The 16,571-nt window shown below is 69.6% G+C and carries 27 protein-coding genes; 2 read left to right on the top strand and 25 right to left on the bottom strand.

Annotation, left to right across the window (positions count from 1 at the left end; all coding sequences use genetic code 11):
- Window positions 1-14 precede the first annotated feature (14 nt).
- Genes ACGWYL_RS03320 through ACGWYL_RS03330 form a run of 3 tightly spaced genes read right to left on the bottom strand, consistent with a single transcriptional unit; the run spans window position 15 to window position 3,267 of the window.
- Window positions 15-1,322, bottom strand: a complete 1,308-nt coding sequence (locus ACGWYL_RS03320; RefSeq protein ID WP_395486437.1) for a M20/M25/M40 family metallo-hydrolase — start codon at window positions 1,320-1,322, stop codon at window positions 15-17.
- Window positions 1,319-2,758: an MFS transporter gene (locus ACGWYL_RS03325; RefSeq protein ID WP_395486438.1), complete on the bottom strand. Its 1,440-nt coding sequence runs from the start codon at window positions 2,756-2,758 to the stop codon at window positions 1,319-1,321. The genes ACGWYL_RS03320 and ACGWYL_RS03325 overlap by 4 nt, the downstream gene beginning before the upstream one ends.
- Window positions 2,759-2,811: 53 nt before the next feature.
- A complete protein-coding gene (locus ACGWYL_RS03330; protein ID WP_179422774.1) occupies window positions 2,812-3,267 on the bottom strand; it encodes an Lrp/AsnC family transcriptional regulator in 456 nt (151 codons plus the stop codon).
- A 125-nt stretch (window positions 3,268-3,392) separates the two neighbouring features.
- Here ACGWYL_RS03330 and ddaH point away from each other — a divergent pair, with 125 nt between their 5' ends.
- Window positions 3,393-4,250: a dimethylargininase gene (gene ddaH / locus ACGWYL_RS03335; protein WP_179422773.1), complete on the top strand. Its 858-nt coding sequence runs from the start codon at window positions 3,393-3,395 to the stop codon at window positions 4,248-4,250.
- Window positions 4,251-4,253: 3 nt separating this feature from the next.
- Here the strand turns inward: ddaH and ACGWYL_RS03340 are convergent, their stop codons facing one another.
- Entirely contained in the window at window positions 4,254-4,790 is a 537-nt protein-coding gene (locus tag ACGWYL_RS03340) for a maleylpyruvate isomerase family mycothiol-dependent enzyme (RefSeq protein WP_179422771.1), read from the bottom strand.
- A gap of 50 nt (window positions 4,791-4,840) precedes the next feature.
- On the opposite strand from ACGWYL_RS03340, the gene ACGWYL_RS03345 reads away from it, so the two are divergent.
- The gene (locus tag ACGWYL_RS03345) at window positions 4,841-5,662 is read left to right on the top strand and encodes a helix-turn-helix domain-containing protein (RefSeq protein WP_395486439.1); all 822 of its coding nucleotides are present in this window, start codon (window positions 4,841-4,843) and stop codon (window positions 5,660-5,662) included.
- Window positions 5,663-5,778: 116 nt separating this feature from the next.
- On the opposite strand, the gene ACGWYL_RS03350 is transcribed toward ACGWYL_RS03345, so the two are convergent.
- The 21 genes from ACGWYL_RS03350 to rplB all read right to left on the bottom strand — a co-directional run bounded on the left by ACGWYL_RS03350 (window position 5,779) and on the right by rplB (window position 16,568).
- Window positions 5,779-6,207, bottom strand: a complete 429-nt coding sequence (locus ACGWYL_RS03350; protein WP_395486440.1) for a hypothetical protein — start codon at window positions 6,205-6,207, stop codon at window positions 5,779-5,781.
- A 138-nt stretch (window positions 6,208-6,345) separates the two neighbouring features.
- A complete protein-coding gene (map, locus tag ACGWYL_RS03355) occupies window positions 6,346-7,164 on the bottom strand; it encodes a type I methionyl aminopeptidase (RefSeq protein ID WP_395486441.1) in 819 nt (272 codons plus the stop codon).
- Window positions 7,165-7,178: 14 nt separating this feature from the next.
- Window positions 7,179-7,751 (bottom strand): adenylate kinase, encoded by a 573-nt coding sequence (locus tag ACGWYL_RS03360; RefSeq protein ID WP_269303726.1) that lies wholly within the window; start codon window positions 7,749-7,751, stop codon window positions 7,179-7,181.
- Window positions 7,748-9,052, bottom strand: a complete 1,305-nt coding sequence (gene secY, locus ACGWYL_RS03365; protein WP_179422763.1) for a preprotein translocase subunit SecY — start codon at window positions 9,050-9,052, stop codon at window positions 7,748-7,750. The genes ACGWYL_RS03360 and secY overlap by 4 nt, the downstream gene beginning before the upstream one ends.
- Before the next feature lie 118 nt (window positions 9,053-9,170).
- Window positions 9,171-9,611 (bottom strand): 50S ribosomal protein L15, encoded by a 441-nt coding sequence (gene rplO, locus ACGWYL_RS03370; protein WP_179422761.1) that lies wholly within the window; start codon window positions 9,609-9,611, stop codon window positions 9,171-9,173.
- Window positions 9,612-9,613: 2 nt separating this feature from the next.
- The gene (rpmD, locus tag ACGWYL_RS03375; protein ID WP_179422759.1) at window positions 9,614-9,796 is read right to left on the bottom strand and encodes a 50S ribosomal protein L30; all 183 of its coding nucleotides are present in this window, start codon (window positions 9,794-9,796) and stop codon (window positions 9,614-9,616) included.
- Window positions 9,796-10,392, bottom strand: coding sequence for a 30S ribosomal protein S5 (gene rpsE, locus ACGWYL_RS03380; protein WP_179422757.1), 597 nt, complete (start codon window positions 10,390-10,392; stop codon window positions 9,796-9,798). The genes rpmD and rpsE overlap by 1 nt, the downstream gene beginning before the upstream one ends.
- Before the next feature lie 31 nt (window positions 10,393-10,423).
- Entirely contained in the window at window positions 10,424-10,807 is a 384-nt protein-coding gene (rplR, locus tag ACGWYL_RS03385; RefSeq protein WP_179422755.1) for a 50S ribosomal protein L18, read from the bottom strand.
- A 3-nt stretch (window positions 10,808-10,810) separates the two neighbouring features.
- Window positions 10,811-11,353: a 50S ribosomal protein L6 gene (gene rplF / locus ACGWYL_RS03390; RefSeq protein ID WP_179422753.1), complete on the bottom strand. Its 543-nt coding sequence runs from the start codon at window positions 11,351-11,353 to the stop codon at window positions 10,811-10,813.
- A gap of 16 nt (window positions 11,354-11,369) precedes the next feature.
- Window positions 11,370-11,777: a 30S ribosomal protein S8 gene (gene rpsH, locus ACGWYL_RS03395; RefSeq protein ID WP_179422751.1), complete on the bottom strand. Its 408-nt coding sequence runs from the start codon at window positions 11,775-11,777 to the stop codon at window positions 11,370-11,372.
- An 87-nt stretch (window positions 11,778-11,864) separates the two neighbouring features.
- A complete protein-coding gene (locus ACGWYL_RS03400; protein WP_078699117.1) occupies window positions 11,865-12,050 on the bottom strand; it encodes a type Z 30S ribosomal protein S14 in 186 nt (61 codons plus the stop codon).
- A gap of 1 nt (window position 12,051) precedes the next feature.
- Window positions 12,052-12,609 carry a 50S ribosomal protein L5 gene (gene rplE, locus ACGWYL_RS03405; protein ID WP_179422749.1) on the bottom strand — a complete coding sequence of 186 codons (558 nt, stop codon included), beginning with the start codon at window positions 12,607-12,609 and terminating at the stop codon, window positions 12,052-12,054.
- A 1-nt stretch (window position 12,610) separates the two neighbouring features.
- Window positions 12,611-12,922: a 50S ribosomal protein L24 gene (gene rplX, locus ACGWYL_RS03410; RefSeq protein WP_179422747.1), complete on the bottom strand. Its 312-nt coding sequence runs from the start codon at window positions 12,920-12,922 to the stop codon at window positions 12,611-12,613.
- 1 nt (window position 12,923) lies between these two features.
- Entirely contained in the window at window positions 12,924-13,292 is a 369-nt protein-coding gene (gene rplN, locus ACGWYL_RS03415) for a 50S ribosomal protein L14 (RefSeq protein ID WP_179422745.1), read from the bottom strand.
- A 7-nt stretch (window positions 13,293-13,299) separates the two neighbouring features.
- A complete protein-coding gene (rpsQ, locus tag ACGWYL_RS03420; RefSeq protein WP_179422743.1) occupies window positions 13,300-13,584 on the bottom strand; it encodes a 30S ribosomal protein S17 in 285 nt (94 codons plus the stop codon).
- Window positions 13,581-13,799: a 50S ribosomal protein L29 gene (gene rpmC, locus ACGWYL_RS03425; RefSeq protein ID WP_179422741.1), complete on the bottom strand. Its 219-nt coding sequence runs from the start codon at window positions 13,797-13,799 to the stop codon at window positions 13,581-13,583. The genes rpsQ and rpmC overlap by 4 nt, the downstream gene beginning before the upstream one ends.
- Window positions 13,799-14,218 carry a 50S ribosomal protein L16 gene (gene rplP, locus ACGWYL_RS03430; protein ID WP_179422739.1) on the bottom strand — a complete coding sequence of 140 codons (420 nt, stop codon included), beginning with the start codon at window positions 14,216-14,218 and terminating at the stop codon, window positions 13,799-13,801. Before rplP ends, rpmC begins: the two co-directional genes overlap by 1 nt.
- The gene (rpsC, locus tag ACGWYL_RS03435; RefSeq protein ID WP_179422737.1) at window positions 14,218-15,024 is read right to left on the bottom strand and encodes a 30S ribosomal protein S3; all 807 of its coding nucleotides are present in this window, start codon (window positions 15,022-15,024) and stop codon (window positions 14,218-14,220) included. The genes rplP and rpsC overlap by 1 nt, the downstream gene beginning before the upstream one ends.
- Before the next feature lies 1 nt (window position 15,025).
- Window positions 15,026-15,442: a 50S ribosomal protein L22 gene (gene rplV / locus ACGWYL_RS03440; protein ID WP_179422735.1), complete on the bottom strand. Its 417-nt coding sequence runs from the start codon at window positions 15,440-15,442 to the stop codon at window positions 15,026-15,028.
- Entirely contained in the window at window positions 15,439-15,720 is a 282-nt protein-coding gene (gene rpsS / locus ACGWYL_RS03445; protein WP_078699126.1) for a 30S ribosomal protein S19, read from the bottom strand. The genes rplV and rpsS overlap by 4 nt, the downstream gene beginning before the upstream one ends.
- 20 nt (window positions 15,721-15,740) lie before the next feature.
- Window positions 15,741-16,568, bottom strand: a complete 828-nt coding sequence (gene rplB, locus ACGWYL_RS03450; protein ID WP_179422733.1) for a 50S ribosomal protein L2 — start codon at window positions 16,566-16,568, stop codon at window positions 15,741-15,743.
- Between the last annotated feature and the right edge of the window lie 3 nt (window positions 16,569-16,571).

Consider the following 16,571-nt stretch of genomic DNA (forward strand, 5'->3'; position numbering starts at 1 on the left):
CGACCCTAGCGGCTTCAGTCCATCCCGGTGATGAGCGCGCGGTGGAAGGCCGCGCCCCGCTCGAGCGTGTCGATCGCGACCTTCTCGTTCGGCGCGTGGATCGAGTCGCGCTGCGCCCGGGTCATGTGCAGCGGCGCGAACCGGTAGACCGAGTCGCTGATCCGCGTGAAGTGCCGGGAGTCGGTGCCGCCGGTCTGCACGTACGGGACGACGGCGATGTCGGAACCGAGGGCCTTCACGGCCTCCCCCAGCGCGCGCCAGGCGTCGTTGTCGGTGCGCGACACCGGAGGCGGGTCCTCGCCGTCCATCCGCTCCACCTCGACGTCGAGACCGCGGAACAGCCTCTCGAGGCGGGCGCGCAGCTGCTCGCGGGTGTCCCCCACGGCCAGCCGCACGTTGACGTTGGCGCGCGCCTCGGTGGCCAGCACGTTGCGCGCCGGGCTGCCGCTGAGCTGGGTCACCGCCATCGTCGTGCGGACCATCGCGCCGGTCTCCTTGCCCAGCCGGGCCAGCAGCTCGGCCACGGGACGGTTCGCGCGGCGGGCGTGCGCGAGCACGGGCGCCACGGGCTTGGGCACCAGGCCGGCGAGGGCCTCGAGCATCTGCAGGACCGGCTCGGACAGGTGCGGCGTGGCCGGGTGCCGGTCGATCCGCACGATGGCCCGGGCCAGGCGCGCCGTGGCGCTGTTCTTCGACGGGGTGGACGCGTGCCCTCCCCCGCCGCGCGCCAGCAGGCCGACGTCGACGGTGCCCTTCTCGACGATGGCGACCATCGCGGTGGTGGCCGAGACGCCCGGCAGGCCGTCGTCGACGATCGCGCCGCCCTCGTCCGAGACGAGCCACGGGCGCACGCCCATCGAGTCGAGGTGGTCGACGACCTCGGCCGCGCCGTGCCCGAAGACCTCCTCGTCGGAGCCGAAGGAGAGGTAGACGTCGCGGGCGGGCTCGAACCCCTCGGCCAGCAGCGACTCGACCGCCTCGGCGATGCAGACCAGCGGGCCCTTGTCGTCGAGGGCGCCGCGACCGTGGACGAAGCCGTCCTCGATGGCGCCCGAGAACGGGTCGCGCTCCCATTGCTCGGCGGGGGCGGGCACCACGTCGTAGTGCGCCATCAGCACGAGGGGGCGCTCGGTGGAGCGTCCGGGCCAGCGGAACAGCAGCGTGCCTCCCTCGAACTGCGTCAGCTCGAGAGCCGCGTGCAGGCTCGGGTAGAGCCGGGCGAACGTCTCGCGGAACGCGACGAACTCGGCCTCGTCCCGCTCGTCGGGCGCCGAGACGGTGCGACACGCGATCAGCTCGGCCAAGCGTGCGGCGGCGTTCATCGACCGATCTCCTCCTCGATGCCGGCCGGGTCGGCGAACGCCAGCCGCGGCACGAACGTCAGTCCGATCGCGGCCACGAACGCCGTGACCGAGCAGACGATCCAGACGGTGTAGTAGCCGGACATGGACGCAGCGGTCGCGTGCGTGGCGCCCGTCGCGAGGGCGACGCCGAAGACGCAGGACGCGAACGACCCGCCGATGGTCTTGGTGGTGTTGGTGAGGCCGGTCGCGACGGCGGTCCGGCCCTCGGGCGCCGCGGCCGCGGCGGCGGCGGGCAGCGCGGCGACCAGCGCGCCGGAGCCCAGCCCCGCCACCACCATGCACGCCGCCATCTGGGCGACGGAGTGGTGCAGCGGCACGAGCGAGGCGTAGCCGACCCCCACGAGGGTCGCCGCGCCGATGAGGCAGGCCCGCGGCGTGAACCGCTGGCTCACCCGGGCGAAGACGAGGGCGCCGATCAGCATCGAGAGCACGTAGCCGCCGATGATCGGAGCCACCGTCGAGGAGTTGAGGCCGAGTCCGTAGCCGTGCACGTCGGGGTCGGTCTGGGCGAAGGTCGACAGCGGGATCTGCGCGCCGAGCACGCTCACGCCGAACAGCAGGGCGGTGAACTGCACCGGCCACATCGAGGCGCGACGCATCACGCGCAGGTCGATGATCGGGTCGCCGGTCTGCAGCTCGTACGCGACGAACGGCACCAGGACCAGCGCGCCGAGGGCGATCGCGATCCAGGGCCACGGCGAGCCGACGCCGAGCACCCGCACCAGGGACAGGCCGCCGGTCACGAGCAGCAGGCTCGAGCTCAACAGGACCAGCCCGACGCCGTCGAGCGATCCCGACTGGCGCTCGTGGACGTCGGGGACGAAGCCGATGATGACGAAGACGACGCCGACGGTGAGCAGCCCCGGCACCGCCAGCACCATCCACAGCGAGTCGAACACGGCGGACGTCGCACCCGCCGACAGGGCGCCGGCGATCGCGCCGGCCTGGAGGGCCGCGACGATGACGCCCGTCGCGCGCCGGGTGGCGGCGGCGCGCTGGTCCATCCCGGCGCTGCGCCGGTAGATCAGCGCGACCTCGAGGGGCAGCCAGACCGTGAACACGCCCTGCAGCGCCCAGAACACCAGGTAGGCCTCGAAGGTGGTGGCGAAGGCGATGCCGCACGTGGCGATCGCGGTCAGCACGGCCGACCACACCAGCACCTTCTGGTGCCCGATCAGGTCACCGAGCTTCGACAGCGGTGGGACGCACAGCGCCGAGAGCAGCAGCTGGGCCGCCTCGAACCAGTTGACGTCGGCGTCGTTGACGTGGAGGTGGCGCGCGATGTCGCTGGCCAGCGGCGTGTAGTACCCCTGAAGGAACCCGCTGACGAACTCGACGAACACGAGAGCGCCGACGAGTCCGGCTCCGACCGAGGCCGCGCGCGTTCGTTCCATCGCCACAGGCTAGACCCCGCGCTCGCCGTCCGGGGCGGGACCGCCGAGGTCGCTCAGCCCTCGACGCCGTGGCGGTCGTGGATGAGCCGCGACAGCACGATCGAGGTCTCGGTCTGGCTCACGCTGGCCGCACCGATGCGGATCTGCTCGAGCGCCTGCTCGAGGTCGCGCACGTCCTCGGCGACCAGGTGCAGGATCGCGTCGGCGGCGCCCGAGACCGTGGCCGCCGCGTGGACCTGCGGTACCTGCAGGAACGCCTCGCGCAGGACGTGCGGCGAGATCGTCCCCTGGCAGTGCACCTCGACGTAGGCCTCGGTGGTCCAGCCGCGGTGGTGCGGGTCGACCACCACGGTGAAGCCGCTGATGACGCCGGACTCGACGAGGCGGTCGACGCGGCGCTTCACGGCTGGCGCGGACAGGCCCACGCGCGAGCCGAGTGCGGCGTAGCTGGCCCGGCCGTCCTCGGTCAGGGCGTCCAGCAGGGAGCGGTCGATCTGGTCCAGACTCATGCGCGCAACTTATCAAGTGCGAGGACCGCGAATGCGCAAGAAAGCGCCTGCCACGCGCGCGAAAAACTACTGGTTGTGGCATCGCACGCTCCCTAGGCTCGTGTCATCGTCCCCCGAGGAGCTCCATGACGCAGATCCTGACCACGCCCCTGGTCGCCCCCGTCCGCAGTGCGCGCACGCGCCACTACGTGATGTGCCCGCCCACCGAGTTCGACGTGGTCTACTCGATCAACCCGTGGATGGACCCCTCCACCGCGGTCGACCGCGAGCTCGCGCGCGCCCAGTGGCAGGCGCTGCAGGACGTGTACGCGGGTCTCGGGCACCGCATCGACCTGCTCGAGCCCGTCGCCGGACTGCCCGACATGGTGTTCGCGGCCAACGGTGCCGTCTCGGTGGCCGACCGCACGTACGGTGCCGCCTTCGCGTTCCCGCAGCGCCAGGCGGAGGCCCACGCGCACGTCGACTTCCTGCGCGCCGCCGGCCGCGAGGTCCATCGCCCGGCCCACACGAACGAGGGCGAGGGCGACTTCCTCGTCCTGCGCGACGTGGTGCTCGCCGGCCACGGCTTCCGCACCACGACCGACGCGCACCGCGAGGCCGAGGCCGCCCTCGGGCGTCCGGTGGTCTCGCTCGAGCTCGTCGACCCGCGGTTCTACCACCTCGACGTCGCCCTGGGCGTGCTCGACGACGGCCACGGTGACGGCCCGGCCGACATCGCCTGGTTCCCCGCCGCCTTCAGCCCCGCGGCGCGCCGCACCCTGCGACGGATGTTCCCCGGCGCCCTCGAGTGCTTCGAGGCCGACGCGCTCGCCTTCGGGCTGAACTTCGTCAGCGACGGCCGGAACGTCGTGCTGCCGGCCGAGGCCACCGGACTCGCCGCGTCCCTGCGCGAGCGAGGCTACGAGCCGGTGCCCGTCGAGCTCTCGGAGTTCGTCAAGGGCGGCGGCAGCGTGAAGTGCTGCACCGCCGAGCTGCACCGCTGACGCTCAGGCGGTGACGGGCGCGCGGCGGCCCATCCGCGCGAGCAGGCGCGTCTGGCGATCGGCGTCCTGCGGCACCTCGACCGGGGACCGGAAGACCCCGTCGTCGTAGGCGTGGTCGCCGAAGCCCTCGAAGGCGGCCTCCATCGCGTCCATGTCGGCCTCGGTGAAGGTCGTGGGCCGGCCGTTCGACGTGCCGAGGTCCCAGCCGTGCACGACGAGGTCGAAGCCGTAGAACGCGTCGAGGGTCGCGCCGATCGTGGTGCGGCCGAAGACGCCGTCGAACTCGCGCGATGTGACCGCGTCGTCCGTGGCGAGGGGCCGGATGGCGGCGAGGTGCTCGGCCCACGCCTGCGCGGGAGCGCCGGAGGGCCGCGGTCCCGCGTCGATCTCGTGCCGGGCGAGGAACTCGCGCTCGGTGTCGATCACGTGGTCGACGACGTCGGCGGCGGTCCACCCCTCGCAGGGGGACTCCGCGGACCAGTCGGTGGTGGCGGCGACGACGTCGCTGAAGCGGTCGGCCGCGTCGAGGTAGATGCTCATGACTCCAGCGTGGTCGCGGGACGGCCTCGACTCTTGAAAGAATCCGACACATGACCGGTGGAGACGACGTCCGGCGCATCGACCCGACCGAGCGGGCACACCTGCTCGACGCGTCGGGCTACACGCCGCCCATCCACCGGTTCGCCCCCTCCCCCACGCTCGCGTCCGTGGTGCGTCGGTACTGGATGCCCGTCTGGTCCCTGCCCGACGGCCACGTCACGGTCCAGCGCGTGCTCCAGTACCCGGTCTGCCTGATCGTCGTCTCCCACGAGTACGCGCGGCTGGTCGGCCCGAGCAGCGGCCTGTCCACCACCGAGCTGGGTGGGAGCGGCTGGGCCCTCGGCACGATGCTGCAGCCCGCGGCGGGCATCGCGCTGGCCGGCGGCCCCGTCGAGGGTCTGACCGACCGCGCGGTGCCGCTCGGGGACGACAATCTCGTCTCCCGCATCCGCGCCGCGGCCGGCGAAGCCCCGGACGATCCCGAGCGGCAGCGGGCCGCCGTGGCTGCGATGGAGGAGTCGCTGAAGCGCCTGCTGCCCGTCGACGAGGAGGGCCTGCTGGTCAACGCGATCGTCGAGTACGTCGAGGGCGATCCCGAGGTCCAGCGCGTGCGACAGGTCTGCGAGAAGTTCGCGATCACGGAGCGCACCCTGCAGCGGCTCACCGCCCGCCGGATCGGACTCCCGCCGAAGTGGCTGATCCAGCGGCGCCGGCTGCACGAGGCGGCCGAGCGGTTGCGCGACGCGCCTCGACCCGACCTCGCCCGCGTGGCGGCCGACCTCGGCTACGCCGACCAGGCGCACTTCGGCCGCGACTTCCGCGCGGTCACCGGCCTGACCCCCGGCGAGTTCGCCGCCGAGCCCCGCGCCTGACCTCCGGTCAGCGAGATCTGTAGCGGTATCCACCGCTTTCCCGTGGATCGGCCGTCAAAAGGGTGGACAGCGCTGCACATCTCGCGCGCCGGAGGCGCGGTCGGGAGGGTCGAGGGTCAGACGCCGTCGCCGGAGTCCGCGGTGAGGACGTACCAGGTGTCGCCCTCGCGCTGGAGGTCCCAGGTGTCCTCGAGGCCGCCGGGCCACTGCACCGTGACGGTGGCGCTGTCGTCGACCACCTCGGCGGTCATCGGCACCTCCTCGAGATCGGCGCCGTCGGCGGTCCACTGACCCTCCTGGTCGCGGACGTCGCCGCACTCGAGGTCCTCCGGGACCAGGACGGTCTCCTTCACGGCCTCGCAGTCGCCCTCGTCGGATGCCATCAGGTACCGGCGCAGGGCGCGCTCGGCGTCCTGCGCTGCGGTCTCGCCGGGCGACGCACCGTAGCCGTCACCGCTGCCGTCCCCCGAGTCGTACGCGCCCCCGCCGCAGCCGCCGAGCAGGGCGACCACCATCAGGAACGGGACGACCCACGAGGTGCGCATGCCTCCAGTCTGCCCCCGCGGCCAACCCGAGCCGTGGCTGACGAGGATTCCCCTGTCAACAGGGGAATCCGTCACCTTGCGGGGGAAACGTCCCACGCAAGGTGCAGGGAAACCCCGCACGGTCGTTCGGCCGCATGGTCAGGAGGTGGGCTCGGCACAGGGGACGCCAAGCGCGGCGAGGCGCGCTGCGCCGCCGTCGAGCGCGGTGAGCACCCACACGCCCTCCGTGGTGACGGTGATCGAGTGCTCGTGGTGCGCGGCCCACGTGCCGTCGGTGGTGACGGCCGTCCAGTCGTCCTCGAGGATCGCGGCGCGCGAGGTGCCGAGTGTGATCATCGGCTCGATCGCGAGCGCCATGCCCAGCTGCAGCTTGGGACCCTTGCCACGACGGCCGCTGTTGGGCACGTCGGGGGCCATGTGCATCTCCGAGCCGATGCCGTGCCCGGTGAAGCCCTCGGTGATGCCGTAGCGGCCCTGGCTGCGGACGTAGGACTCGATCGCGTGCGAGATGTCGCCGACCCGGCCGCCGATGCGTGCCGCGGCGATGCCGCGCCACAGCGACTCCTCGGTGACCCGGTTCAGCTCGGCGACCTCGGGCGCGACCTCGCCGACCGGCACGCTGATCGCGGCGTCGCCGTGCCAGCCGTCGACGACGGCACCGAAGTCGATCGAGATCAGGTCGCCCTCGGCCAGCACCCGGTCGCCCGGGATGCCGTGGACGATCTCGTCGTTGACCGAGGCGCAGATGACGCCCGTGAACCCGTGGTAGCCCAGGAAGTTCGACGTGGCACCCTCGGCGGCCAGCCGCTCACGGGCCAACGCGTCGAGGTCGTCGGTGCTGACGCCGGGAGCGACGGCAGCGCGCAGCACCTCCAGGGTGCGGCCCACGACCAGGCCGGCCTGGCGCATCGAGGCCAGCTGCTCGGGCGTCTTCAGCTCGATCGACTCACCGAACATGGTGGATCCGTCCGTCAGGCGAGCGTGGACAGCGCGTCGGCGATGCGGGAGCCGACCTCGTCCGGGGTGCCCATGCCGTCGACCTCGATGAGCAGGCCACGGTCGCGGTACACCGCGAGCAGCGGCTCGGTCTCGTTGCGGTAGACGTCCTGGCGGTGCCGGATGACCTCTTCGGTGTCGTCCGACCGGCCGCTGACCTTCGCCCGCTCGAGCAGACGACCGATCAGCTCGTCCTCGACCACGGTGAGCGCGACGACGCCGTCGAGCTCGGAGCCGAGGTCGGACAGGATCTGGTCGAGCTTCGCGACCTGGTCGAGGGTGCGCGGGTAGCCGTCGAGCAGGAACGCCTCACGGGCGTCGTCCTGCGCGAGACGGTCGGCGACCATCGCGTTGGTGACCTCGTCGGGCACGTACTCGCCGGCGTCCATGTAGCGCTGCGCCGTCTTGCCCAGCTCGGTCTGCTGCGCCACGTTGGCGCGGAAGATGTCGCCGGTGGAGATGTGCGCACCGTTGATGCGCTCGGCGAGCGCCACGGCCTGCGTGCCCTTGCCCGCGCCGGGAGGACCCATGATGAGGAGTCGCGTCACTTGAGGAACCCTTCGTAGTTGCGCTGCTGCAACTGGCTTTCGATCTGCTTCACCGTGTCCAGGCCGACGCCCACGATGATGAGGATCGTCGTGCCGCCGAACGGGAAGTTCTGGTTGGCCCCGACCAACGCGATCGCGAGCATCGGGATGAGCGAGATCAGACCCAGGTACAGGGCGCCCGGAGCGGTGATGCGCGAGAGGACGTAGCCCAGGTAGTCCTGGGTGGGCTTGCCGGCGCGGATGCCCGGGATGAAGCCGCCGTACTTCTTCATGTTGTCGGCGACCTCCTCGGGGTTGAAGGTGATCGACACGTAGAAGTACGTGAAGAACACGATCAGCGCGAAGAAGGTGATCATGTAGTACGGGTGATCGCCCTGGACGAAGTGGTCCTGGATCCAGCTCGCGGCACCGGAGTCGGAGTTGAAGTTGACCCACAGGACCGGCAGGTACATCAACGACGAGGCGAAGATGACCGGGATGATGCCGGCCTGGTTCACCTTGAGCGGGATGTAGGTGGACGAGCCGCCGAACATGCGGCGTCCGACCATGCGCTTGGCGTACTGCACCGGGATGCGGCGCTGAGCCTGCTCGATGAAGATGACCAGCGCGACGACCGCGAGGCCGACGGCCACGACGACCGAGAAGGTGGCCCAGCCGTTCGTCTGGCGGATGTTCCACATCGCGCCGGGGAACGTGGCGACGACCTGCGTGAAGATCAGGATCGACATGCCGTTGCCGACGCCGCGGTCGGTGATGAGCTCGCCGAACCACATGATGACGGTGGTGCCGGCGACCATGACGGTGACGATGAGCAGGTACGACAGCATGCTGTCGGGGCTGTAGAGCAGCGGCAGGTTGCAGGCGCCCTGGAAGAGGTCGCCGCTGCGGGCGAGGGCCACGATGCCGGCGGCCTGCAGGATCGCGAGACCGACCGTGAGGTAGCGGGTGTACTGCGTGATCTTCGCCTGACCGGACTGACCCTCCTTCTTGAGGGCCTCCAGTCGCGGGATGACCACGACGAGCAGCTGCAGGATGATGCTCGCGGTGATGTAGGGCATGATGCCCAGCGCGAACACGGTCAACTGCAGCAGCGCGCCGCCGGAGAAGACGTTGATCAGGGCGAACAGGCCGGCGTTCTCGCCGCCCGCCGCCAGGTCGACGCACTCGCGCACGTTGGCGACGTTGACCCCGGGCGCGGGCAGCATCGAGCCGAGCCGGAAGAGCACGACGATCCCCAGCACGAAGAGGATCTTGCGACGCAGTTCAGGTGTCCTGAACGCGTTCACGAAGACTTTGAGCACGAACTTCCTCCAGCTTCACGGCACGATGCCGTCTGACTTTAACAGTGAGCGAAACGGGCGGGCCCTCCCGATGGGGAGAACCCGCCCGATGTTCGCTGAACGACTCCGAACGACCGCGTCAGGACGCGGAGACGGAACCGCCGGCGGCCTCGATCTTGGCCTGGGCCGAGGCGGACACCTTGTCGACGGTCACCTGGACCGCCACGTCGATGTCGCCGCCTCCGAGCACCTTGACGGGCTGGCCCTTGCGGACCGCGCCCTTCTCGACGAGCGAGGGCACGTCGACCGTGCCGCCCTCGGCGAAGAGCTCGGCGATCCGGCCCACGTTGACGACCTGGTACTCGACCCGGAACGGGTTCGTGAAGCCCTTGAGCTTCGGCAGGCGCATGTGGAGCGGGATCTGGCCGCCCTCGAAGCCGGCCGACACCTGGTAGCGGGCCTTGGTGCCCTTGGTGCCGCGACCGGCGGTCTTGCCCTTGGAGCCCTCACCGCGACCCACGCGGGTCTTGGCGGTCTTGGCGCCCGGGGCGGGACGCAGGTGGTGCAACTTGATCGCCATGATCAGTCGACCTCCTTCACGGTGACGAGATGCGGAATGGTGTTGACCATGCCGCGGATTTCGGGACGATCCTCGACGACCTTGACGTCGCCGATGCGCTTGAGCCCGAGCGAACGCAGCGTGTTGCGCTGGTTCTGCTCACGACCGATGCCCGAACGGACCTGGGTGACTTCGAGCTTCGCCATCAGACGGTCACCTCCGCGGCGCTGGGCGCCTTCTCCTTGCCGGCCTTCAGCAGGGCGGCGGGGGCGACGTCCTCGACGGCCAGGCCACGACGGCCGGCCACGTCCTCGGGGGACTCGAGCGAACGCAGCGCCTCGACCGTCGCGTGGACGATGTTGATCGCGTTCGAGGAGCCGAGGGACTTGCTCAGGACGTCATGGATGCCAGCAGCCTCCAGCACGGCGCGGACCGGGCCACCGGCGATGACGCCGGTACCGGGGGACGCGGGGCGCAGGAAGACGACACCGGCCGCCTTCTCACCCTGCACCGGGTGCGGGATGGTGCCCTGGATGCGCGGGACGCGGAAGAAGCTCTTCTTCGCCTCCTCGACACCCTTGGCGATGGCCGTGGGAACTTCCTTGGCCTTGCCGTAGCCGACACCGACCTGGCCGTCGCCGTCACCGACGATCACCAGCGCGGTGAAGGAGAAGCGGCGGCCGCCCTTGACGACCTTCGCCACACGGTTGATCGTGACGACCTTCTCGATGTAGTTGGACTTGTCGGCGTTGCGGTCGCCGCGGCCTCCGCGACGCTCGCCACCCTGTCGGCGCGTGCTCATGCGGCACTCCCCTTGTTCGTCGTGATGGTCATCAGAACTCCAGTCCGCCCTCGCGGGCGCCGTCGGCCAGAGCCGCGACGCGACCGGCGTACTTGTTGCCGGCGCGGTCGAAGACCACGGCGCCGATGCCGGCGGCCTTGGCGCGATCGGCGAGCAGCTCGCCGACCTTCTTCGCCTTGGCCGTCTTGTCGCCGTCGAACGAGCGCAGGTCCGCCTCCATGGTGGAGGCCGACGCCAGCGTGTGGCCCTCGAGGTCGTTGACGACCTGGGCGACGATGTGCTTGCTCGAACGGGTGACGACGAGGCGAGGACGCTCGGCCGAACCCTGGATCTTCTTGCGGCCACGGATCTGGCGGCGCTGACGCGACGCGACCCGGCCCGCGGTGTGCTTGGCGTGCTTGATCGAGATTGCCATGGCTTACTTACCAGCCTTTCCGGCCTTGCGCAGGATGCGCTCTCCGGCGTAACGCACGCCCTTGCCCTTGTAGGGCTCCGGCTTGCGGATCTTGCGGATGTTGGCGGCGACCTCGCCCACGACCTGCTTGTCGATGCCCGAGACGGTCAGCTTGGTCGGACCCTCGACGGTGAACGTGATGCCCTCGGGCGCCAGGAACGGCACCGGGTGGCTGAAGCCGAGGTTCAGCTCGATCTCCGACGGGCCCTTGGAGAGCACGCGGTAGCCGACGCCGACGATCTCGAGCTTCTTCTCGTAGCCGTCGGTGACACCGATGACCATGTTGTTGACCAGCGTGCGGGACAGGCCGTGGAGGGCCTTGCTGCGACGCTCGTCGTTGGGGCGCTCGACCGCCAGCGCGCCGTCATCGTCCTTGCGGACGGTGATGGGCTCGGCAACGGTGTGCGAGAGCTGGCCCTTGGGGCCCTTGACGGTGACGGTCTGGCCGTCGATGTTGACCTCGACGCCGGAGGGGACGGCGACGGGGAGCTTGCCGATGCGCGACATGTTCAGTCTCCTCTCGTCACCAGACGTAGGCGAGGACTTCCCCACCCACTCCGTTGTTGTTGGCCTGACGGTCGGTCTGCAGACCCTGGCTCGTGGAGATGATCGCCACGCCCAGGCCGCCGAGGACCTTCGGAAGGTTGTTGGACTTGGCGTACACGCGCAGGCCCGGCTTGCTGATGCGGCGGATGCCGGCGATCGAGCGCTCACGGTGCGGTCCGTACTTGAGCGTGATCGTCAGCGACTTGCCGACCTCACCCTCGGACGGCTCGGCCACGGAGTAGTCGGTGATGTAGCCCTCCTGCTTCAGGATGGCGGCGACGCCCTCCTTCAGCTTGGAGTGCGGCATCGTGACGGCGTCGTGGTACGCCTGGTTGCCGTTGCGGACACGCGTGAGCATGTCCGCGATCGGATCGGTCATCGTCATTTCAGTGTGTTCCGTTTCTCGCCGCGGTTTCCGTCTCGTCCGGCGTGACGCCGTGGGAGGGGACCTGCTGCGGGTTGGTGGTGGTGATTACCAGGAGCTCTTGGTCACGCCGGGCAGCTCGCCGCGGTGCGCCATCTCTCGCAGGCAGATGCGGCACAGGCCGAACTTGCGGTAGACGGAGCGGGGACGGCCGCAGCGCTGGCAGCGCGTGTAGCCACGGACGCCGAACTTCGGCGTGCGGGACTGCTTGACCTTCAGACCGGTCTTCGCCATGTCAGTTCTCCTTGTACGGGAAGCCGAGCAGCTTGAGCAGAGCGCGGCCCTCATCGTCGTTGGTGGCCGTGGTGACGACCGTGATGTCCATGCCCCGGCTGCGATCGATCTTGTCCTGATCGATCTCGTGGAACATGACCTGCTCGGTCAGGCCGAACGTGTAGTTGCCCCGGCCGTCGAACTGCTTGGCCGACAGTCCGCGGAAGTCGCGGATGCGCGGCAGCGCGAGCGTCAGCAGACGATCGAGGAACTCCCACATGCGGTCGCCGCGCAGCGTGACGTGCGCGCCGATCGGCATGCCCTCACGCAGCTTGAACTGCGCGATGGACTTGCGGGCCTTGGTGACCTGCGGCTTCTGGCCGGTGATGGCCGTGAGGTCCGCGATGGCACCCTCGATGAGCTTGCCGTCGCGGGCAGCCTCGCCGACGCCCATGTTGACGACGATCTTGGTGAGGCCGGGGACCTGCATGACGTTGTCGTAGTCGAACTGCTCGCGCAGCGCGGTCACGATCTCCTCGCGGTACTTCGCCTTGAGGCGGGGCGCGGTGGTGGTGGCCATCTCAGATCTCCTTTCCGGTCTTGCGGCTGATACGGGTCTTCTTGCCGTCGACGACGCCCGAGCCGACCTTGGTCGTGGTCTTGCCGCCATCGGCGTCGACCACGAGCATGACGTTCGAGACGTGGATCGGGGCCTCGGCGGTGATGATGCCGCCCTCGGTCCCGGTCTGTCCGGCGCGGGTGTGCTTCTGGACGCGGTTCACGCCCTCGACGAGGACGCGGTCGTTCTCGAGGACACCGATGATCTTGCCCTCGACGCCCTTGTCCTTGCCGGCGATGACCTTGACCTGGTCACCCTTGCGAATTCGAGCCATCTCAGAGCACCTCCGGAGCGAGCGAGATGATGCGCATGAACTTCTTGTCGCGCAGCTCGCGGCCCACGGGGCCGAAGATGCGGGTTCCGCGCGGATCGCCGTCGGTCTTGAGGATGACGGCGGCGTTCTCGTCGAACTTGATGTACGAGCCGTCCGGACGACGGCGCTCCTTGGTGGTGCGCACGACGACCGCCTTGACGACATCGCCCTTCTTGACGTTGCCTCCGGGGATCGCGTCCTTGACGGTGGCGACGATCGTGTCGCCGATACCGGCGTAGCGACGACCGGAGCCACCGAGCACGCGGATGCAGAGGATCTCCTTGGCACCCGTGTTGTCGGCGACCTTGAGTCGCGACTCCTGCTGAATCATCTGTCTCTCACTTCGCCTTCTCGAGGACCTCGACGACGCGCCAGCGCTTGGTGGCGGACAGCGGACGCGTCTCCGACAGGAGAACGCGGTCGCCGATGCCAGCCTCGTTGGCCTCGTCGTGAGCCTTCAGCTTGATGTTGCGGCGCAGCACCTTGCCGTACAGCGGGTGCTTGAAGCGCTCCTCGATGCTGACGACGACGGTCTTGTCCATCTTGTCGCTGACGACCAGACCCTCACGGGTCTTGCGCGACGAGCGCTCGTTGCTCACTTCGGTGGTGTCCTTCGTGCTCATGCCTGAACCTCCTCGATGATGCCGAGCTCGCGCTCACGGATGACCGTGTAGATGCGCGCGATGTCCTTGCGGACCGTGCGCAGACGCGCGGTGTTGTCGAGCTGACCGGTGGCGTTCTGGAAGCGCAGGTTGAACAGCTCCTCCTTGGCCTCCTTCAGCTTCGCGGCCAGGTCATCGGCGTTGAGGTCGCGGAGCTCTGCGGTGTTGCTTGCCATCACAGGTCTCCTGTCTCACGGGTGATGAAGCGTGCCTTCATCGGCAGCTTGTGGATCGCACGGCGCATCGCCTCACGGGCGACCTCTTCGGACACACCGGAGAGCTCGAACATGACGCGGCCGGGCTTGACGTTCGCCACCCACCACTCGGGCGAGCCCTTGCCGGAGCCCATGCGGGTCTCGGCGGGCTTCTTGGTCAGCGGGCGGTCCGGGTAGATGTTGATCCAGACCTTGCCGCCACGCTTGATGTGACGGGTCATGGCGATACGAGCGGACTCGATCTGACGGTTGGTCACGTAGTGACCCTCGACCGCCTGGATGCCGAACTCGCCGAAGGCCAGCTCGGTGCCACCCTTGGCAACGCCACGCCGCTTGGGGTGGTGCTGCTTGCGGTACTTGACGCGACGAGGCATCAACATCAGGACTCAACTCCTTCGGTGGCCGCAGGAGCGGCTGCGGGAGCCGCCTCGGCGGCGGCCGGCGCAGCGGCGGGAGCGGCGTCACGAGCGGGGCGGCGACCGCCACGCTCACCACGGCCGGGACGACGGCTGCCCGGAGCGGCCGCGCGACGGGCCTGCTCGGCCTCGCGCTCGGCCCGGGTGCCGGCGACCTCGCCCTTGTAGATCCAGACCTTCACGCCGATGCGGCCGAAGGTCGTCTTGGCCTCGTAGAAGCCGTAGTCGACGTCGGCGCGCAGCGTGTGCAGCGGGACGCGACCCTCGCGGTAGAACTCCGAGCGGCTCATCTCCGCGCCGCCGAGACGACCCGAGCACTGGATCCGGATGCCCTTGGCACCGGAGCGCATCGTGCTCTGCATCGCCTTGCGCATGGCGCGACGGAACTGGACACGGCCGGACAGCTGCTCGGCCACGCCCTGCGCGACGAGCTGCGCGTCCATCTCGGGCTGCTTGACCTCGAGGATGTTCAGCTGGACCTGCTTGCCGGTCAGCTTCTCCAGGTCGCCACGGATGCGGTCGGCCTCGGCGCCACGGCGACCGATGACGATGCCCGGACGCGCCGTGTGGATGTCCACGCGGACGCGGTCGCGGGTGCGCTCGATCTCGACGCGGCTGATGCCGGCGCGGTCCATGCCCTTGGTGAGCAGGCGGCGGATCTTGACGTCCTCACCGACGTAGCTGGAGTACAGCTTGTCGGCGTACCAACGGCTCTTGTGGTCCGTGGAGATGCCCAGGCGGAAACCGTGCGGGTTGATCTTCTGACCCATGTCAGTTGCCACCCTTCTTCTGGTCGGTTGCGGGTTCGACGACCACCGTCAGGTGGCTGGTGCGCTTGAGGATGCGGTTGGCCGCACCCTTGGCGCGCGGGCGCCAGCGCTTCATCGTCGGGCCCTCGTCGACCATGACGGTCGTGATGACCAGGGTCGAGCGGTCGAGGCCCTCGGTGGTCTCGGCGTTCGCGGCAGCGGAGTCGACCAGCTTGTAGAAGTTCTCGGCCACGGCCTGCGGCTGGAACTTCAGCATGGTCAGCGCGTCCTCGACGCGGGCGCCGCGGATCAGGTCGGCGACACGGCGCGACTTCTGCGCGGTGACGCGGACGTAGCGGGCGACGGCGAAGGCGCCGGGGCGATCGCCCAGGAGCCGCTCGCGGCGCTCGCTCGTGTTGTCACGGGTGGTGGCACTCATCGGCGCTTCGCCTTCCGGTCGTCCTTCTCGTGGCCCTTGAACGTGCGGGTGGGAGCGAACTCACCCAGCTTGTGGCCGACCATCGAGTCGGTGATGAACACGGGAACGTGCTTGCGGCCGTCGTGCACGGCGATCGTGTGTCCGATGAAGGACGGCAGGATCATCGAGCGACGCGACCACGTCTTGATCACGTTGTGGGTCTCGGCTGCGTTCTGGGCGTCCACCTTCTTCTCGAGGTGGCCGTCGACGAAGGGACCCTTCTTCAAACTACGAGGCATCTTTTTCTCCAGGTCCTCTCTCAGCGGCCGCTCTTGCGACGGCGGACGATCATCTGGTCGCTGGCCTTGCGCTTGCGCGTACGGCCCTCGGGCTTGCCCCACGGGCTGACCGGGTGACGGCCACCGGAGGTCTTGCCCTCACCGCCACCGTGCGGGTGGTCGATCGGGTTCATGGCGACACCACGGACGGTCGGGCGCTTGCCCTTCCAGCGGTTGCGGCCGGCCTTGCCCCAGTTGATGTTCGACTGCTCGGCGTTGCCGACCTCGCCGATCGTGGCGCGGCAGCGGACGTCGACGTAGCGCATCTCGCCGGAGGGCAGACGCAGCTGCGCCTTCGAGCCCTCCTTGGCGACGAGCTGCACCTTGGCGCCGGCCGAGCGGCCCATCTTCGCGCCGCCACCGGGACGGAGCTCGATCGCGTGGATCGTGGTGCCGACCGGGATGTTGCGCAGCGGCAGGTTGTTGCCGGGCTTGATGTCGGCGCCGGTTCCGGCCTCGACCGCCATGCCCTGCTTCAGGCCCTCGGGCGCGATGATGTAGCGCTTCTCGCCATCGGCGTAGTGCAGCAGCGCGATGCGGGCGGTGCGGTTGGGGTCGTACTCGATGTGAGCGACCTTGGCCGGCACGCCGTCCTTGTCGTAGCGCTTGAAGTCGATCACGCGGTAGGCGCGCTTGTGGCCGCCACCCTGGTGACGGGTGGTGATCCGGCCCTGGTTGTTGCGGCCGCCCTTCTTGGGCAGCGGCTCGACCAGCGACTTCTCGGGCGTCGTACGCGTGATCTCGGCGAAGTCCGCCACGCTCGAGCCGCGACGGCCCGGCGTGGTGGGCTTGTACTTGCGAATAGCCATGTC

Origin of the sequence: Aeromicrobium sp. JJY06, assembly GCF_044069275.1 — a bacterium.
Lineage (GTDB): Bacteria > Actinomycetota > Actinomycetes > Propionibacteriales > Nocardioidaceae > Aeromicrobium > Aeromicrobium tamlense.

Excerpts from the sequence above, each read along its gene's own strand:
- ACGWYL_RS03320 (WP_395486437.1), bottom strand. The coding sequence starts at position 1,322 with ATGAACGCCGCCGCACGCTTGGCCGAGCTGATCGCGTGTCGCACCGTC.
- ACGWYL_RS03325 (WP_395486438.1), bottom strand. The coding sequence starts at position 2,758 with ATGGAACGAACGCGCGCGGCCTCGGTCGGAGCCGGACTCGTCGGCGCT.
- ACGWYL_RS03330 (WP_179422774.1), bottom strand. The coding sequence starts at position 3,267 with ATGAGTCTGGACCAGATCGACCGCTCCCTGCTGGACGCCCTGACCGAG.
- ddaH (WP_179422773.1), top strand. The coding sequence starts at position 3,393 with ATGACGCAGATCCTGACCACGCCCCTGGTCGCCCCCGTCCGCAGTGCG.
- ACGWYL_RS03340 (WP_179422771.1), bottom strand. The coding sequence starts at position 4,790 with ATGAGCATCTACCTCGACGCGGCCGACCGCTTCAGCGACGTCGTCGCC.
- ACGWYL_RS03345 (WP_395486439.1), top strand. The coding sequence starts at position 4,841 with ATGACCGGTGGAGACGACGTCCGGCGCATCGACCCGACCGAGCGGGCA.
- ACGWYL_RS03350 (WP_395486440.1), bottom strand. The coding sequence starts at position 6,207 with ATGCGCACCTCGTGGGTCGTCCCGTTCCTGATGGTGGTCGCCCTGCTC.
- map (WP_395486441.1), bottom strand. The coding sequence starts at position 7,164 with ATGTTCGGTGAGTCGATCGAGCTGAAGACGCCCGAGCAGCTGGCCTCG.
- rplO (WP_179422761.1), bottom strand. The coding sequence starts at position 9,611 with ATGGCGATCAAGTTGCACCACCTGCGTCCCGCCCCGGGCGCCAAGACC.
- rpmD (WP_179422759.1), bottom strand. The coding sequence starts at position 9,796 with ATGGCGAAGCTCGAAGTCACCCAGGTCCGTTCGGGCATCGGTCGTGAG.
- rpsE (WP_179422757.1), bottom strand. The coding sequence starts at position 10,392 with ATGAGCACGCGCCGACAGGGTGGCGAGCGTCGCGGAGGCCGCGGCGAC.
- rplR (WP_179422755.1), bottom strand. The coding sequence starts at position 10,807 with ATGGCAATCTCGATCAAGCACGCCAAGCACACCGCGGGCCGGGTCGCG.
- rplF (WP_179422753.1), bottom strand. The coding sequence starts at position 11,353 with ATGTCGCGCATCGGCAAGCTCCCCGTCGCCGTCCCCTCCGGCGTCGAG.
- rpsH (WP_179422751.1), bottom strand. The coding sequence starts at position 11,777 with ATGACGATGACCGATCCGATCGCGGACATGCTCACGCGTGTCCGCAAC.
- ACGWYL_RS03400 (WP_078699117.1), bottom strand. The coding sequence starts at position 12,050 with ATGGCGAAGACCGGTCTGAAGGTCAAGCAGTCCCGCACGCCGAAGTTC.
- rplE (WP_179422749.1), bottom strand. The coding sequence starts at position 12,609 with ATGGCCACCACCACCGCGCCCCGCCTCAAGGCGAAGTACCGCGAGGAG.
- rplX (WP_179422747.1), bottom strand. The coding sequence starts at position 12,922 with ATGGCTCGAATTCGCAAGGGTGACCAGGTCAAGGTCATCGCCGGCAAG.
- rplN (WP_179422745.1), bottom strand. The coding sequence starts at position 13,292 with ATGATTCAGCAGGAGTCGCGACTCAAGGTCGCCGACAACACGGGTGCC.
- rpsQ (WP_179422743.1), bottom strand. The coding sequence starts at position 13,584 with ATGAGCACGAAGGACACCACCGAAGTGAGCAACGAGCGCTCGTCGCGC.
- rpmC (WP_179422741.1), bottom strand. The coding sequence starts at position 13,799 with ATGGCAAGCAACACCGCAGAGCTCCGCGACCTCAACGCCGATGACCTG.
- rplP (WP_179422739.1), bottom strand. The coding sequence starts at position 14,218 with ATGTTGATGCCTCGTCGCGTCAAGTACCGCAAGCAGCACCACCCCAAG.
- rpsC (WP_179422737.1), bottom strand. The coding sequence starts at position 15,024 with ATGGGTCAGAAGATCAACCCGCACGGTTTCCGCCTGGGCATCTCCACG.
- rplV (WP_179422735.1), bottom strand. The coding sequence starts at position 15,442 with ATGAGTGCCACCACCCGTGACAACACGAGCGAGCGCCGCGAGCGGCTC.
- rpsS (WP_078699126.1), bottom strand. The coding sequence starts at position 15,720 with ATGCCTCGTAGTTTGAAGAAGGGTCCCTTCGTCGACGGCCACCTCGAG.
- rplB (WP_179422733.1), bottom strand. The coding sequence starts at position 16,568 with ATGGCTATTCGCAAGTACAAGCCCACCACGCCGGGCCGTCGCGGCTCG.